The organism is Galbitalea sp. SE-J8 (genome assembly GCF_030345695.1).
Lineage (GTDB): Bacteria > Actinomycetota > Actinomycetes > Actinomycetales > Microbacteriaceae > JAUASV01.
The window spans coordinates 40,476-54,129 of the sequence record NZ_JAUASV010000009.1 but is presented as its reverse complement, the minus strand read 5'-3'; the positions used below and the strand labels follow the sequence as shown (position 1 = coordinate 54,129).

Below are 13,654 nucleotides of genomic sequence, written 5' to 3'. Positions count from 1 at the left end.
GTGGGGTGGTTTCGAGACGCGTCCTCGCTGCGCTCGGGCGCTCCTCGACCAGCGGGCGCTCCTCGACCAGCGGGCGCTCCTCAACCAGCGGGGGAGCGACCGGCGAACGTCGGCGCCTCAGTCGACGCCGATGTCCTCGTTCCAGAGCTCCGGGCTGCGCTCGATGAACCCGGTCATGACGGCGATGAGCTCGGGGTCCTGCAGCACGACGACCTCGACCCCGTTCTCGCGCAGCCAGTCCTCGCCGCCGTAGAACGTGGTGTTCTCGCCGATCACGACCCGACCGATGCCGAACTGGCGCACGAGCCCGGAGCAGTACCAGCACGGCGACAGCGTCGTGACCATCGTCGTGCCGCGGTACGAGCGCTGGCGTCCCGCGGCGAAGAACGCGCTGGTCTCACCGTGCAGTGCGGGGTTGCCGCCCTGCACGCGCTGGTTGCGGCCGCTGCCGAGCAGGCGTCCATCGGCGTCGAACAGGGCGGCGCCGATCGGGATGCCGCCCTCCGCGAGTCCCGCGAGCGCCTCCGCCCGGGCGACCTCGAGCATCGCCGCGTCGTCGGCGTAGACCGGCGCGGGATCGACGCTCACGCCTCGGCGTCCGCGGCGTCGATGCCGATGATCGTGTCGGGCTCCTCCTCGATCGGACCGCCGACCGCCGGCTTGATGAGGGTGAACAGGATCGCGTAGAGCGCCCCGGCCAGCACGAACCCGACCAGCGGCGTGAGGTCGCCGAGCGGCGACGCGACCCCGCCCGTCGCCTGCACGACGAGGCCGAGGTAGAACACCTGGTTGGAGAACAGCGCGATCGAGACGACGCCCGCGACGATCAGCGAGACGATGCCGGCGGCGTTGCGGTACTTGGCGCCGTCGGGCAGCAGCGCCGCGATCGCGGTGCCGCGGCGCAGGAACCGGTCGACGAGCACGATGGCGAGCCACGGCGCGATCCAGTAGGCGATCACGAGCAGGAAGTTCTCGTACGTCTCGTGGAAGTTCGCGTCGATGACGGCGACGAGCGCGATGACGAAGCCGATCACGCCGAACCCGATCGCGATGATCGCGCGCCGCAGCGAGAACGGGATCCGGATGCCGGCGGCCAGGAACGACATCGACCCCGAGTAGATGTTGACCGCGTTCGCGGCGATCGCGCCCACCGCGATCGCGACGAGGGTGGCATCCGCGATGACGGTCGGCATCTCGTGCACGAACGATCCGGTCGGGTCGGAGCCGACGCCGTCCGCTCCGACCGCGACGGCGACCGCGGCCCCCGCGGCCATGAGCACGGTGCACGACACGAAGTTGCCGAGGCCCGCCGCCCAGCCGATCGCGGCCCTGCTCGTCGCCTTGGGCAGGTAGCGGCTGTAGTCGGAGGCGTACGGGTTCCAGCCGGCCGCGTAGCCGAAGGCCGCGGCGACCGTGAGCGTGAAGCCCGCGAAGCTGAAGCCGCCGGCGCTCGCGGCCGGGGTCGTGACGTCGACGTTGACGAACACGGTGATCGTCGCGACGAGGAAGACGATGCCGAGCACGATCGCGGCGTAGCGCTCGAAGACCTGCACGAGGTCGTGGCCGACGAACGCGAGCCCGACCTCGAGCACGACGATGATGACGAGCGCGAGCGCCGCGGGCATCCCGGTGAGCGTCGACAGCGCGAGCGCGCCGCTCACCGAGTTGACGGCGAACCAGCCGAGCCCGGCCATGATCGTGTTGATCGCCGAGGGCAGGATGTTGCCCCGCAGCCCGAACGCGGTGCGGCTCAGCACGAGCTGCGCGATGCCCTCGCGCGGCCCCCACGTCGACAGCACGCCCTGGGAGATGCCGCCGAGCGCGTTGCCGATCGCGACGGCGAGGATCGCCTGCCAGAAGCCGAGCCCGAAGAACGCGACCGCGATCATGCCGACGAAGACGGTGGCGAACTCGAGGTTCGGGCTCGTCCAGCTCGCGAACAGCGTCCACGGATGCCCGTGCCGCTTCTCCGGCGGGATCGACTCGATGCCGCCGGGCTCGACGGCGAGAACACGGGGAGCGGATGCCACGGTTGTCGTCATGAACCTCACCCTAGGGAGGCGCGACGGTGCCGACGGGCGCGGAGCCGCATCCGTAACACGGAGTTCACACCGGGGCGGACGCGGTGCGCTACGGGTGATTGCGCGGGTTGCGCGAGGCCAGGATCTCGCGAAGTGTCGGCAGCACGCGCTGGTCCTTCGGGCGGTTCGCGGCCTGCTTCGAGCGGATGATGTCGGCGAGCGACGCGACCCGCACCTCGATGCCGTGCAGGGTGACTGAGTCGGCGTCCTGCGCGAGGTCGGGATAGCCCTCGGTGCCGTCAGGGACGAACGAGATGTCGAGATCGCCGTGTTCGGTGGTGAGATTCCACACGCCCGCGTCCGCGAGCGATGCGCCCGTGTGACTGAACGGCAGGCTCTCGTCGAGGGTGCGGATGCGGGCGTCGAGATCGCGGAGCGCGTCGGACAGGCGATCCAGATTGGCTCGCGAGCGCTCCGGGGTGACATCGACATCGTGGGTCAGGAACGGTGCGCCCTGGAGCGCCGATGCGTACCCGCCGATGATGACGAAGTCGACGTCGCGCTCGCGCAGGGCGCGGAGGATCGGCACCGGATCGAACTCGGCCACTATGCGACCGAGTTCCGATAGTCGTCGCGCAGATCGTCGAGGGTACGGGTCCAGGCGAGCAGCTGATCGTGACGCTGTTCGGGGGAGAGCGGCAGCCACGATGTCTTCGCCTGCTGCCAGTCGGAGTCGTCGCGTTCGACGAGCATGAGGTCGAGGTCCATGCCCATCAGACGCAGCAGGCGCAGCACGTCGTCGAACGCGGGGGAGGTGCGGCCCGACTCGAGCCGGGCGATCGACGACTGCGTCGTGCCCGCGGCATCCGCGAGGCGCTGCTGGGTCCAGCCGACGCGCTTGCGCGCCTCGCGCACGAGGTCGTTGCCGATGCCCTTCACGGGATCATCATAGCGCGCGTGCTATGCAAGCGGTGCGCGTGGTCGGCGCGTAGAATCGTGCGCCGTGTCCGCATCCGTGAGCCCCTACGTCGTGAACGTCCGCGACCTCATGCGTCGTCCGGGCGACCACCGGGAGTGGTCGCGCGACATCGCCCAGCCGGAGGGCTTCGGCAACGCCGTCATCGGCGTGCGCGAGGGTGCGACCGTGCACCTCGACGTGCGCCTGGAGTCGCTGCACGAGGGGATCCTCGCCTCCGTCGACGCCGAGACGGTGGCCGAGGGCGAGTGCGTGCGCTGCCTCGACCCCGTCACGCTTCCGGTCGAGGTCGAAATCCAGGAGCTCTTCGCCTACACTGAGGACGAAGCCTTCGACTACACGGTGGCCGACGAGTCCGTCGACCTCGAACCGATGGTCAGGGATGCGGTGGCGATGTCACTGCCGTTCCAGCCGGTCTGCCGGCCGGACTGCCCCGGACTCGACCCCGAGACCGGTGAGCGGCTGGCCGATCACCCGGATCGGGCGCCTCGTGAGGTGCTGGACCCGCGGTGGGCCGCGCTCGAGGGCTTCCGCTCTGCCGAAGAGCCGCGTTCTTAGCGAGAAACAGACCACCGGCGAGGGGCACGTGCCCCGAGCCGCGAGAGAAGAGAGACGACCATGGCTGTCCCGAAGCGCAAGATGTCGCGTGCGAGCACGCGTGCCCGCCGCGCCCAGTGGAAGGCTGACGCCCCCACCCTGGTGAAGACCGTCGAGAACGGCAAGACCGTCTACTCGCTGCCGCACCGCGCGCGCGTCGTCGAGGACTCGGCCGGCACGCCGCTGTTCCTCGAGTACAAGGGCCGCAAGGTCGCCGACGTCTGATCCGCTCGGCGGATCCCGCCCCCACGGCCCCCGGGCCGTGGGGGTTCGTCGTGCTTAACCCGTTCGTGCTTGACTCGCTCTGACCATGACCGATTTCCCCGCGCTCGCCGACGTGCTCGGCGTGCGCATCGGCGACGATCTCATGCAGCTCGCGCTCACCCACCGCTCGTTCTCCTACGAGAACGGCGGTGTGGCGCACAACGAGCGCCTCGAGTTCCTCGGCGACTCGATCCTCGGCCAGGCGGTCACCGTGATGCTCTACACGGAGTTCCCGTTCCTCGACGAGGGTGAGCTCGCCAAGCGGCGCGCGGCCCTCGTCTCGACGGTGGCGCTGTCGGAGGTCGCCCGGCGCATCGGCATCGGGCGGCACCTCCGGCTCGGACGCGGCGAGGAGCTCACCGGCGGCCGGGACAAGTCGTCCATCCTCGCGGACAGCATCGAGGCGGTCATCGGGGCGACGTACCTGTCGCGCGGCGCCGACGAGGCGACCGCGCTCGTGCTGCGCCTCATCCGTCCGCTCGCCGAGGACCCGGCGCGGTTCGGCGCCGCGATGGACCCCAAGACGAGCCTGCAGGAGCTCGCCGCGGCGCGCGGGCTGGGGTCGCCGTTCTACGAGGTGAGCGACACCGGACCCGACCACCTCAAGCGCTTCCACGCGACCGTGCGGCTCGGCGGCGATCCCGTCGCGACGGGCGAGGGATCGAGCAAGAAGCAGGCCGAGATGGCCGCCGCGCTCACCGCCTGGACCGAGCTGCACGAGCGGGGCTGACGGATGCCGCTCCCGCCGCGGCACGGGACGTTCCGTGCCTGAGCTGCCCGAGGTCGAGGTCGTGCGCGCGGGCCTCGCCCCCGCCGTCGACGGCGCCGAGATCGTGGCCGTGCGGGTGCTCGACGAGCGCTCGCTGCGGCGTCACGGGGGACCGGCGGAGGACTTCGTCGACCGCCTCGTCGGCCGGGTGCTCGGCGCGCCGGAGCGCCGCGGCAAGTTCATCTGGATCCCGCTCGACCCTCCTTCGTTCCCTGGGCTTGTCCGTTCGTTCCCCGGGCTTGTCGAGGGGCCCGCCGAGACCGCCAGCGCGCTCGCGATCCACCTCGGCATGAGCGGCCAGGTGCTGCTGCGCGAGCGCGACGTCGACGACGTGCGCACCCGCATCCGTCTCGACATCGTGCATCCGACGCACGGCGAGCTGCGGGTCAACTTCGTCGACCAGCGCATCTTCGGCTCGATGGCGATCGTGCCGCTCGTGCCCGCGGCCGACCACCCGGAGCAGCGCATCCCGACGCACGTGACGCACATCGCCCGCGACCCGCTCGATCCGCTGTTCGACACGGATGCGGTGGTCGCCCGCATCCGCCGCAGGCGCTCCGGCATCAAGCGCGTGCTGCTCGACCAGACCACGGTCTCGGGCGTCGGCAACATCTACGCCGACGAGGCGCTGTGGCGCGCGCGGCTGCACTACGACCAGCCGGCGGACTCGCTCACGCGCGCGACCGCGATGCGGCTGCTCGACGACGTGCGCGCGGTGCTCGACCAGGCGCTCGCGGAGGGCGGCACGAGCTTCGACGCGCAGTACGTCAACGTGAACGGCGCGAGCGGCTACTTCGCGCGATCGCTCAATGTGTACGGACAGCAGGGCGAGCCGTGCCCGCGCTGCGGCACGCCCATCGTGCGCGAGCGGTTCATGAACCGCGGCTCGCACGTCTGCCCGCGCTGCCAGCGCCCCCGCGCCGCGGCCTGAGCCGCCGCGCGCGGGCGAGGCGCTCGGTGAGGGGACGCATTCCGTCGTAATGCACCCCGTCATTCCGACAGGTTGCGTCCCCTCAGCGATGCGCGGGTGGGTGTGAGCGACGCGCGGGCGCGGGCGGGGTGTGAGCGGCGCGCGGGCGAGGTGCTGGTGGCTCGCGGCGTGTGCTCAGAGCTCGCGCCGCCAGCCGCCCTCGTACCCGATCGGCACGAAGCCGACCTTCTCGTTCACATCGAGCATGAACCGGTTCTCCTCCGCGTTGTAGGTGATGACCGACGGATGCCCCGGCGCGATCTCTCGCAGGAACGCCAGGTTCGCGCGCTTGAGCCTCATGCCCAGGCCGTGGCCGCGGTGCGCCGGGTCGACGATCGTCTCGCCCTGCCACGCGGGGCGCTCGAGGGCGCGCGGCACGAGCATCGCGCTGAACCCCGCCGCCGCACCGGTCGCTCGGTGCACCGCGAGCACCGTGGGGCGCTGGGCATCGCTCGCGGCGAGGTTCGCCGCGTCGACCTCGGCGACGCGGTCGGGGTCCCACGCGGTGAACCCCGCGTCGAGCTCGCCGGCCGGCGCATCCCGCTGGATGGCCATGAGCAGCGCCGCCTTGCCCGCGCGGTGCTCGGGCGGCGTCGCCCCGACCCAGTGCACGATGTCGTAGCCGTCGTCGGCCGGCGCGTCGCCGAGCGCGTCGCCGAGCGCGTCCACGGGCAACGGCAGCCGGCTGATGCGCTCGATCTGGCCGAGGGCGAACCCGTGCCGCACGGCGAAGCGCACGGAGGGATGGTCGGCGTCGATCGACCCGAAGCCCGTCGGCGACTCGAGCGCGCGTGCGTACCGCCCGTCGGCGGCGGGGCCGGGGGCGGGCGCTGACGTCCAGGTCTGCACGGCGGTGCGGCCGGCATCCGTCGCGAGCGCGATCCCGTGCTCCGCGAGCGCGGAGCCGAGCCCGCGCCGGCGGAACTCGGGCCGCACCGCCGGCCACATGGTCTCGGTCGCCGGCGAGTCGGCCTCCCAGGAACGCTCGAGCGCGGCCGCGAAGCGCCCGTCGACGCGGATCGCGTACAGCTCCCGCGGCTCCCAGTCGCGATGGAACCACGCCAGGTTCGGTGCCGGGTCGAGGGCGGTGTCGCGCGTGCCGAGGTCGGCGGCCTCGGCCGCGTTCAGGACCTCGATGGCGTCCAGGTAGTCGGCGGCGTCCGCATCCGTCACGGACGCCGGGATCCTGACGCGCTCGATCACGTGGTGCGGGGTCATCGTCGGCCTTCCCGCCGCCCGGGCCTCACCGGGCAGCCGACCAGGCTACGGCCTGCGCGGCGCTGAGCGGAACCCCCGACGCGCGATCCGGCACGCGGGACGCCGCGCGGGGCTCCGGTACGCTCGAAGACCACAGCGCGGCGGGCACGGAAGGGGCGGCGTGTACCTCAAGAGCCTCACGCTCAAGGGCTTCAAGTCCTTCGCGCAGCCCACCACCTTCGCGTTCGAGCCCGGCGTCACGTGCGTCGTCGGCCCGAACGGGTCGGGCAAGTCGAACGTCGTCGACGCGCTCGCCTGGGTGATGGGCGAGCAGGGCGCGAAGACCCTCCGCGGCGGCAAGATGGAGGACGTCATCTTCGCGGGCACCTCCACCCGCGGCCCGCTCGGCCGCGCCGAGGTGACGCTCACCATCGACAACACGGATGGCGCGCTGCCGATCGAGTACACCGAGGTCACGATCTCGCGCACGCTGTTCCGCAACGGCGGCAGCGAGTACGCCATCAACGGCGAGGGCTGCCGTCTGCTCGACGTGCAGGAGCTGCTCTCCGACTCCGGTCTCGGCCGGGAGATGCACGTCATCGTCGGCCAGGGGCAGCTCGACCAGGTGCTGCGCGCCACCCCCGAGGAGCGCCGCGGCTTCATCGAGGAGGCCGCCGGCATCCTCAAGCACCGTCGCCGCAAGGAGAAGACGGTGCGCAAGCTCGAGGCGATGCAGGCGAACCTGACGCGCCTGTCCGACCTCGCCGGCGAGATCCGCCGCCAGCTCAAGCCGCTCGGGCACCAGGCCGAGATCGCCCGCGAGGCGGCGTCGATCCAGGCGATCGTGCGCGACGCGCGGGCCCGGCTGCTCGCGGATGAGGTGGTCGGGCTGCGTGAGCAGATCACGTCGTCGAGTCGCAGCGAGAACGAGCGCAAGACCGAGCGACTCGTGCTGCAGGAGCAGCTCGACCAGACCCGGCTGCGGCAGCACCGCCTCGAGCAGGCGCAGCTCGGCGACGCCGTCGACGGCGCCCGGCGCACGAGCCACGGACTCGAGCAGGTGCAGGAGCGCCTGCGCGGCCTCTACTCGCTCGCGAACCAGCGTCTCGCGCTGCTCAGCCAGCAGGCCGAGGGACCGTCGGCCGTCTCCACGGTCACCGAGCAGTCCGTGCACGACGCCTGGGCCGAGGCCGTCGCGCTCGAGGCCGAGATCGCCGCCGCCGAGGCCGCCGCGGGCCGCGCCGCCGCGCAGACCGCGACCTCGCGCGCGGCCCTCGACTCGCTCGATGAGGAGATCGCGGCGCAGAGCGCCCTCGTCTCGCGGCACGACCTCGAGCTCGCCGGCCACACGAGCCGGGTCGATGTCGCCCAGTCCAAGCTGGCCGCCGCCCGCGGGGAGCTGCTGCGCCAGGAGAACGCCCTCGAGCAGGCCCGCGAGCGACGGGATGCCGCGGCCGCCGCGTTCGCCGAGGTGGACGCCGCGACGGTCATCGCCGAGGGCGACGCGTCGCTCGACGAGGCGTACCGCGTCGCCGAGGAGGCGCTCGCCGCGGCCCGCGCGCGGGTCGAGTCCCTGCGGGAGGAGCTGCACGTCGCGGAGCGCGAGCGCGACGCCCTCGCGGCGCGCACGAGCGCGCTGTCGCTCGCCCTCGACCGCCGCAGCGGCACGGGCGCTCTCACCGGGACCGACGGCATCCGCGGCCTCGTCGCCGACCACGTGAAGCCGCGCCCGGGATTCGAGGCGGCCGTCGCCGCCGTGCTCGGCACCGCGGCCGAGGCGCTGCTCGCCGACACGCGTGAGACCGCGATCGCCGCCGTGTCCCGCGCCCGGGAGGAGTCGCTCGGCCGCGTCGAGATCGTCATCGCGGATGCCGCGCCGCGATCGGCCGGATCGGCCGACGCCGGGGTCGCCGAGGTTGCCGGGGTCGACGGGGTCGACGGGGTCGCCGGGGTCGCCGGTGTCGCCCGTGTCGACGGGGTCTCCGCGGCGGCTACGGTCCCGTCCGGCATCACCGGGGCGTCCGGCTCCAGCGGCCCAGCGCGATCCGGTGTCGCCGGCGCGACGGCCCTCGCCGAGGTCGTCGACGCGCCCGACGGGGTGCTCGCGCTGCTCGCCTCCGCGGTCGTCGTGGACGACCTCGACGCGGCGCGCGCCCTCGCGCCGGCGCTCGCCGCGGCATCCGCTCTGCCGCTCACGATCGTGACGCGCGCGGGCGACGTGCTCACGGAAGCCGTGCTGCGCGGCGGTGCGGGCGACGCGCCGAGCCGGATCGAGCTCGCGGCCGAGCGCGACGACGCCGCATCCCGGCTCGAGGCGGTCACGACGACGATCGAGCGGATGCGGGGGGAGCTCTCCGACGCGCGTGACGCGCAGAAGGCCGCGGCCACGGCATCCGAGGCGGCGCTCGCCGCGCTCCGCGAGCACGACTCGGCGGTGGCCGCGCAGAGCGAGCAGCTCGGTCGTCTGCGCAGCCAGGCGGACACGACCGCCGCGGAGGTCGACCGCCTCGAGGCCGCGCTCGTCGCGACGAGCGAGAGCGTGTCGGCGGCGCTCGCCGCCGTCGACCACGCCGTCGCCGAGCGGGACCGCTTCGCGGCGACCCCGCGCCCGATGCTCGATGCGTCCGCGCGCGACGGACTCGTCGAGGAGCTGGAGCGCGCCCGCGCGGCCGAGCTCGAGGCCCGCATCGCGCTCGAGACCGCCCGGGAGCGCGTGCGTGCCGAGCGGGCGCGCGCGGCGGCGCTCGCCGAGCAGCTCGAGGCGGAGCGCGCGGCGGCCGAGGAGCAGGCGCGGCACACCGTCATCCGCACGCGGCAGATCGCGGCGGCGAACCGCGTGCTCGCCGCGCTGCCGCCCGTGCTCGACTCGGTCGATCGATCGGTGTCGCAGGCGCGCGTCGCGCTCGCGGCCGCCGAGGCCGACCGCGCCCAGCAGAACGAGGAGCTCGCCGCCCTGCGCCGCGGCGAAGCGGACCTGCGCGAGCGCCTGGCGGCCGTGAGCGAGAGCGTTCACGGCCTCGAGATGCAGGTCTACGAGAAGAAGCTGCACCTGTCCTCCCTGCTGGAGCGCGCCGCCGAGGAGCTCGGACTCGTCGAGGACGTGCTCGTCGCCGAGTACGGTCCGCACCTCCCGGTGCCCGACGACGCGGCCCTCGTCCCGCCCGCGCCCGCGCTGGCGCCCGCGTCCGCCCCCTCCGCCGCCGCCCCCTCCGCCGACGGGTCCGCGGCGCCCCCGTACCCCACCGGGCTTCCCTCCGCCCCCTCCGCCACGGCCGCGCAGTCCGCCCCCGCCGCGCCGTCCGCCCCGGGAATCACGGAAATGCAGGAGCCGGGCCTCTCCGGCGACGATGAATCCGCATCCCCCCGCGCCATCGCGGATGACGTCCGGGCGACGGCTCCTGCATTTCCGTTGTCCGCGACGGGATCGGATGCCGTGGCCGCCCCCGGGACGAACCCCGCGCCCGCGCAGAACCCCGCGCCCGCCGGGCTTCCGCCCGCGCCGCCCGCGCAGTGCGCCCCCGCCGCCCCCTCCGCCCCGGGAATCACGGAAATGCAGGAGCGGGGCCTCTCTGGCGACGATGAATCCGCATCCCCCCGCGCCATCGCGGACGGCGTCCGGGCGACGGCTCCTGCATTTCCGTTGTCCGCGACGGGATCGGATGTCGTGGCCGCCCCCGGGACGAACCCCGCGCCCGCGCACGACCCCGCGCCCGCCGGCATCCCGTTCGTGCGTGCGGAGCAGCAACAGCGGCTCGCGCGCGCCGAGCGCAAGCTCGGGCAGCTCGGCCGCGTCAACCCGCTCGCGCTCGAGGAGTTCGCGGCGCTCGAGCAGCGCCACCGGTTCCTCACCGAGCAGCTCGCCGACCTCACGAAGACCCGCGCCGACCTGCTCACGATCATCGACGACCTCGACGGACGGATGCAGGACATCTTCCGGTCCGCGTTCGAGGACACTCGTGACGCCTTCGACCGGGTGTTCCCGATCCTGTTCCCGGGCGGCAGCGGCCGCATCGAGCTCACCGACCCGGAGAACATGCTGACGACCGGCATCGAGGTCTCCGTGCGACCCGCGGGCAAGAAGATCGAGCGGCTGTCGCTGCTCTCGGGCGGCGAGCGCAGTCTCGCGGCGGTCGCGCTGCTCGTCGCGATCTTCCAGGCGCGGCCGAGCCCGTTCTACATCATGGACGAGGTCGAGGCGGCCCTCGACGACGCCAACCTCGGCCGCCTGCTGACGATCTTCGAACAGCTGCGCGAGTCGAGCCAGCTCATCGTCATCACGCACCAGAAGCGCACGATGGAGATCGCCGACGCGCTGTACGGGGTCAGCATGCGCCAGGACGGCGTGAGCGCGGTCGTCGGTCAGCGGGTGGCGGCGCCCGCCTGAGCCGCCCCGCGCATCCGCCGGACCGGGCGATCGAGGCGCTCGGGCGCGTCGACCGTCGGCACGCGCCCGGGTAGCCTGGGCGCATGGCTGAACGGTGGTCCCTGTCGCGCGCCCTCGGCGGGATGTTCGCCAGGAAGACCATCGACGACACGACGTGGGACGACCTCGAGGACGCCCTCATCGGCGCCGACTTCGGACCCGACATCACCGAGCAGGTCGTCGAGCACCTGCGCGCCGAGGTCGAGCGGTTCCGCACCACGGACCCCGAGGACCTGAAGCGGATGCTGCGCGAGACCCTCGAGGAGCGTCTCGCGAAATACGACCCCACGCTGCGGCTCACGGCGCGCCCCGCCGTCGTGCTCGTCGTGGGCGTGAACGGGGTCGGCAAGACGACGACGATCGGCAAGTTCGCCCACTTCCTCACGACGCGCGGGCGCAGCGTCGTCGTCGGCGCGGCCGACACCTTCCGCGCGGCGGCCGTCGAGCAGCTCGCCACCTGGGCGCAGCGCGGGGGAGCGGCGATCGTGCGTCCGCAGCAGGAGCGGCAGGATCCGGCATCCGTCGCCTTCCAGACCGTCGAGCGGGCGCTCGCCGACGGCATCGACATCGCGATCGTCGACACCGCGGGACGCCTGCACACCAAGGGCGGGCTGATGGACGAGCTCGGCAAGATCAAGCGCGTGGTCGAGAAGCAGACCGAGATCGCCGAGGTGCTGCTCGTGCTCGACGCGACGACCGGTCAGAACGGCGTCGCGCAGGCGGAGGCGTTCATCGAGCACGCCGGCGTCACGGGACTCGTGATCACGAAGCTCGACGGCAGCGCGAAGGGCGGGTTCGTGCTCGCCGTGCAGGAGCGCACGGGCATCCCGATCAAGCTCATCGGCCAGGGGGAGGGCATCGGCGATCTGACCGGCTTCACGCCGCACGTGTTCGTGCAGGGCCTCGTCGGCTGACCGCCCCGCGAGTGCTCAGCCGGCGGCGGCGCGGTGCAGCTGCGCGATCTCCGCGTACTGCCGGGCGTTCTCGACGAGGCTCGCCTGCTCCTCGGGCGTGAGCGTGCGCAGCGCCTTGGCCGGCACGCCCATCACGAGCGACCCGGGCGGCACCGAGGTGTACTCGAGCACGAGCGCGTTGGCGGCGATGAGCGACCCCGAGCCGATGACGCCGCCGTTGAGCACGGTCGAGCCCATCCCGATGAGGCAGTCGTCGCCGATGGAGCAGCCGTGCAGCACGGCGCCGTGCCCCACCGAGACGCGGGCTCCGATCTCGAGCTGCAGGCCGGCATCCGTGTGCATCGTGACGTTGTCCTGGATGTTCGTGCCCGGCCCGATGCGGATCGCGTCCCGGTCCCCGCGCACCACCGCGCCGTAGAACACGCTCGCGTGCGCCTCGATCGTGACGTTGCCGATGAGCGTCGCGTTGGGTGCGACCCACGCCGTCGGATCGATGCGCGGGGTGTATCCCCCGAACGGCACGATGAGCGGCATCTGCCCAGATTAGCGGGCGGCGGAGTCGAAGATGTCGTCGATCGACCGCCGCAGCGCGGGATCGTCGTCGCGGGAGAGCGCCGCGTCCACGTCGGCCCAGTGCGCGGTGCGGCGCGGGGCGACGAGCGTCGCGGTCACGAGCGGATGCCACCGCAGCCACCACAGCGCGAGCGCGGCCGCGGAGGTGCCGAGCTCGCGGGCCAGCGCGTCGAGTCGCGCGACGCGCCCGAGCAGGTCGGGCGTGCGCGACGGGTGCGCGCCCGCGGCCACGTCGAGCCGCGACCCGGGCTCGGGCTCGCGGCCGTCGAGATATCGATCGGAGAGCAGACCGCCGGCGAGCGGCGAGTACCCCGTGTAGCCGAGCAGCTCGCTCGCGCACAGCGCCTGCACGTCGTCGTCGCGCTGCAGCAGGTTGAAGCCGTTCTGCACCCAGCCCGGTCCGCGCACGCCGAGCCGGGCGGATGCCGCGAGGATCCGCTCGAGCTCCGCGGCGCCGACGTTCGAGACGCCCCAGGCGTGCACCGGACCGTGCTCGACCTGCTCGGTCATCGCGTCGATCCACTCCTCGTCGGGGGTCGAGTCGTCGAGCGCGTGCACGAGGTAGAGCTCGAACCGGCCGAGCCGCTCGCGGCTGCGCCTCGCGCCCCGCTCGATCGCCGCGCGGCTGAGGTCGACCGCGGTCTGCCCCTCCTCGGCCAGGTTGCCGACCTTCGTCTCGATGAGCACGTCGTCGTGCCGCTCGAGCCAGCGCCCGACGACCTCCTCGCTCACACCCCCGGCGTAGGAGTTCGCGGTGTCCACGACACGGATGCCGCGGTCGAACGCCTCGTCCAGGCGCACCATGCCCTCGACCTCCGAGAGGCCGCGGCCGCGCGTCGCCGCGGGGGAGCCCACACCCCCGATGGTCCCGGCGCCGAACATGAACTCCGTGACGCGCACCCCCGTGCGCCCGAGCTCCACCTGCCGCATCCGCTCTCCCTCCGCGTTCG

At 73.1% G+C, this 13,654-nt stretch carries 13 protein-coding genes; 6 read left to right on the top strand and 7 right to left on the bottom strand.

The window, feature by feature from the left end:
* Nucleotides 1-117: 117 nt before the first annotated feature.
* The 4 genes from QT381_RS07925 to QT381_RS07910 form a co-directional block, all read right to left on the bottom strand.
* Nucleotides 118-588: a nucleoside deaminase gene (locus tag QT381_RS07925; RefSeq protein WP_289248340.1), complete on the bottom strand. Its 471-nt coding sequence runs from the start codon at nt 586-588 to the stop codon at nt 118-120.
* Nucleotides 585-2,042, bottom strand: coding sequence for a purine-cytosine permease family protein (locus QT381_RS07920; RefSeq protein WP_289248339.1), 1,458 nt, complete (start codon nt 2,040-2,042; stop codon nt 585-587). The genes QT381_RS07925 and QT381_RS07920 overlap by 4 nt, the downstream gene beginning before the upstream one ends.
* Before the next feature lie 88 nt (nt 2,043-2,130).
* Entirely contained in the window at nt 2,131-2,628 is a 498-nt protein-coding gene (locus QT381_RS07915; RefSeq protein ID WP_289248338.1) for a nucleotidyltransferase domain-containing protein, read from the bottom strand.
* On the bottom strand, nt 2,628-2,960 hold the full coding sequence (locus QT381_RS07910; protein ID WP_289248336.1) for a helix-turn-helix domain-containing protein: 333 nt from the start codon (nt 2,958-2,960) through the stop codon (nt 2,628-2,630). The genes QT381_RS07915 and QT381_RS07910 overlap by 1 nt, the downstream gene beginning before the upstream one ends.
* A 64-nt stretch (nt 2,961-3,024) precedes the next feature.
* Here QT381_RS07910 and QT381_RS07905 point away from each other — a divergent pair, with 64 nt between their 5' ends.
* From QT381_RS07905 to mutM, 4 genes are all read left to right on the top strand, one after another.
* Nucleotides 3,025-3,555 (top strand): YceD family protein, encoded by a 531-nt coding sequence (locus QT381_RS07905; RefSeq protein WP_289248334.1) that lies wholly within the window; start codon nt 3,025-3,027, stop codon nt 3,553-3,555.
* A 60-nt stretch (nt 3,556-3,615) separates the two neighbouring features.
* Nucleotides 3,616-3,819, top strand: a complete 204-nt coding sequence (gene rpmF, locus QT381_RS07900; RefSeq protein WP_289248332.1) for a 50S ribosomal protein L32 — start codon at nt 3,616-3,618, stop codon at nt 3,817-3,819.
* Nucleotides 3,820-3,904: 85 nt separating this feature from the next.
* Nucleotides 3,905-4,588, top strand: a complete 684-nt coding sequence (rnc, locus tag QT381_RS07895) for a ribonuclease III (protein ID WP_289248330.1) — start codon at nt 3,905-3,907, stop codon at nt 4,586-4,588.
* 34 nt (nt 4,589-4,622) lie between these two features.
* Nucleotides 4,623-5,558: a bifunctional DNA-formamidopyrimidine glycosylase/DNA-(apurinic or apyrimidinic site) lyase gene (gene mutM / locus QT381_RS07890; protein WP_289248328.1), complete on the top strand. Its 936-nt coding sequence runs from the start codon at nt 4,623-4,625 to the stop codon at nt 5,556-5,558.
* Nucleotides 5,559-5,732: 174 nt separating this feature from the next.
* Here the strand turns inward: mutM and QT381_RS07885 are convergent, their stop codons facing one another.
* Nucleotides 5,733-6,815: a GNAT family N-acetyltransferase gene (locus QT381_RS07885; RefSeq protein ID WP_289248327.1), complete on the bottom strand. Its 1,083-nt coding sequence runs from the start codon at nt 6,813-6,815 to the stop codon at nt 5,733-5,735.
* A 160-nt stretch (nt 6,816-6,975) separates the two neighbouring features.
* On the opposite strand from QT381_RS07885, the gene QT381_RS07880 reads away from it, so the two are divergent.
* Both QT381_RS07880 and ftsY read left to right on the top strand, forming a co-directional pair.
* Nucleotides 6,976-11,178, top strand: coding sequence for an AAA family ATPase (locus QT381_RS07880; RefSeq protein ID WP_289248326.1), 4,203 nt, complete (start codon nt 6,976-6,978; stop codon nt 11,176-11,178).
* Between the two features lie 83 nt (nt 11,179-11,261).
* Nucleotides 11,262-12,131 (top strand): signal recognition particle-docking protein FtsY, encoded by an 870-nt coding sequence (gene ftsY / locus QT381_RS07875; protein ID WP_289248325.1) that lies wholly within the window; start codon nt 11,262-11,264, stop codon nt 12,129-12,131.
* A 15-nt stretch (nt 12,132-12,146) separates the two neighbouring features.
* Here ftsY and QT381_RS07870 read toward each other — a convergent pair whose 3' ends face one another.
* Together QT381_RS07870 and QT381_RS07865 are read right to left on the bottom strand one after the other, a co-directional pair.
* Nucleotides 12,147-12,665 carry a gamma carbonic anhydrase family protein gene (locus QT381_RS07870; RefSeq protein ID WP_289248324.1) on the bottom strand — a complete coding sequence of 173 codons (519 nt, stop codon included), beginning with the start codon at nt 12,663-12,665 and terminating at the stop codon, nt 12,147-12,149.
* Between the two features lie 9 nt (nt 12,666-12,674).
* Nucleotides 12,675-13,634, bottom strand: a complete 960-nt coding sequence (locus QT381_RS07865) for an aldo/keto reductase (protein ID WP_289248322.1) — start codon at nt 13,632-13,634, stop codon at nt 12,675-12,677.
* Between the last annotated feature and the right edge of the window lie 20 nt (nt 13,635-13,654).

Bases quoted from the DNA above. Each gene is read 5' to 3' on its own strand.
- QT381_RS07920 (WP_289248339.1), bottom strand. From the start codon at position 2,042: ATGACGACAACCGTGGCATCCGCTCCCCGTGTTCTCGCCGTCGAGCCC.
- rpmF (WP_289248332.1), top strand. From the start codon at position 3,616: ATGGCTGTCCCGAAGCGCAAGATGTCGCGTGCGAGCACGCGTGCCCGC.
- rnc (WP_289248330.1), top strand. From the start codon at position 3,905: ATGACCGATTTCCCCGCGCTCGCCGACGTGCTCGGCGTGCGCATCGGC.
- QT381_RS07885 (WP_289248327.1), bottom strand. From the start codon at position 6,815: ATGACCCCGCACCACGTGATCGAGCGCGTCAGGATCCCGGCGTCCGTG.
- ftsY (WP_289248325.1), top strand. From the start codon at position 11,262: ATGGCTGAACGGTGGTCCCTGTCGCGCGCCCTCGGCGGGATGTTCGCC.
- QT381_RS07870 (WP_289248324.1), bottom strand. From the start codon at position 12,665: ATGCCGCTCATCGTGCCGTTCGGGGGATACACCCCGCGCATCGATCCG.
- QT381_RS07865 (WP_289248322.1), bottom strand. From the start codon at position 13,634: ATGCGGCAGGTGGAGCTCGGGCGCACGGGGGTGCGCGTCACGGAGTTC.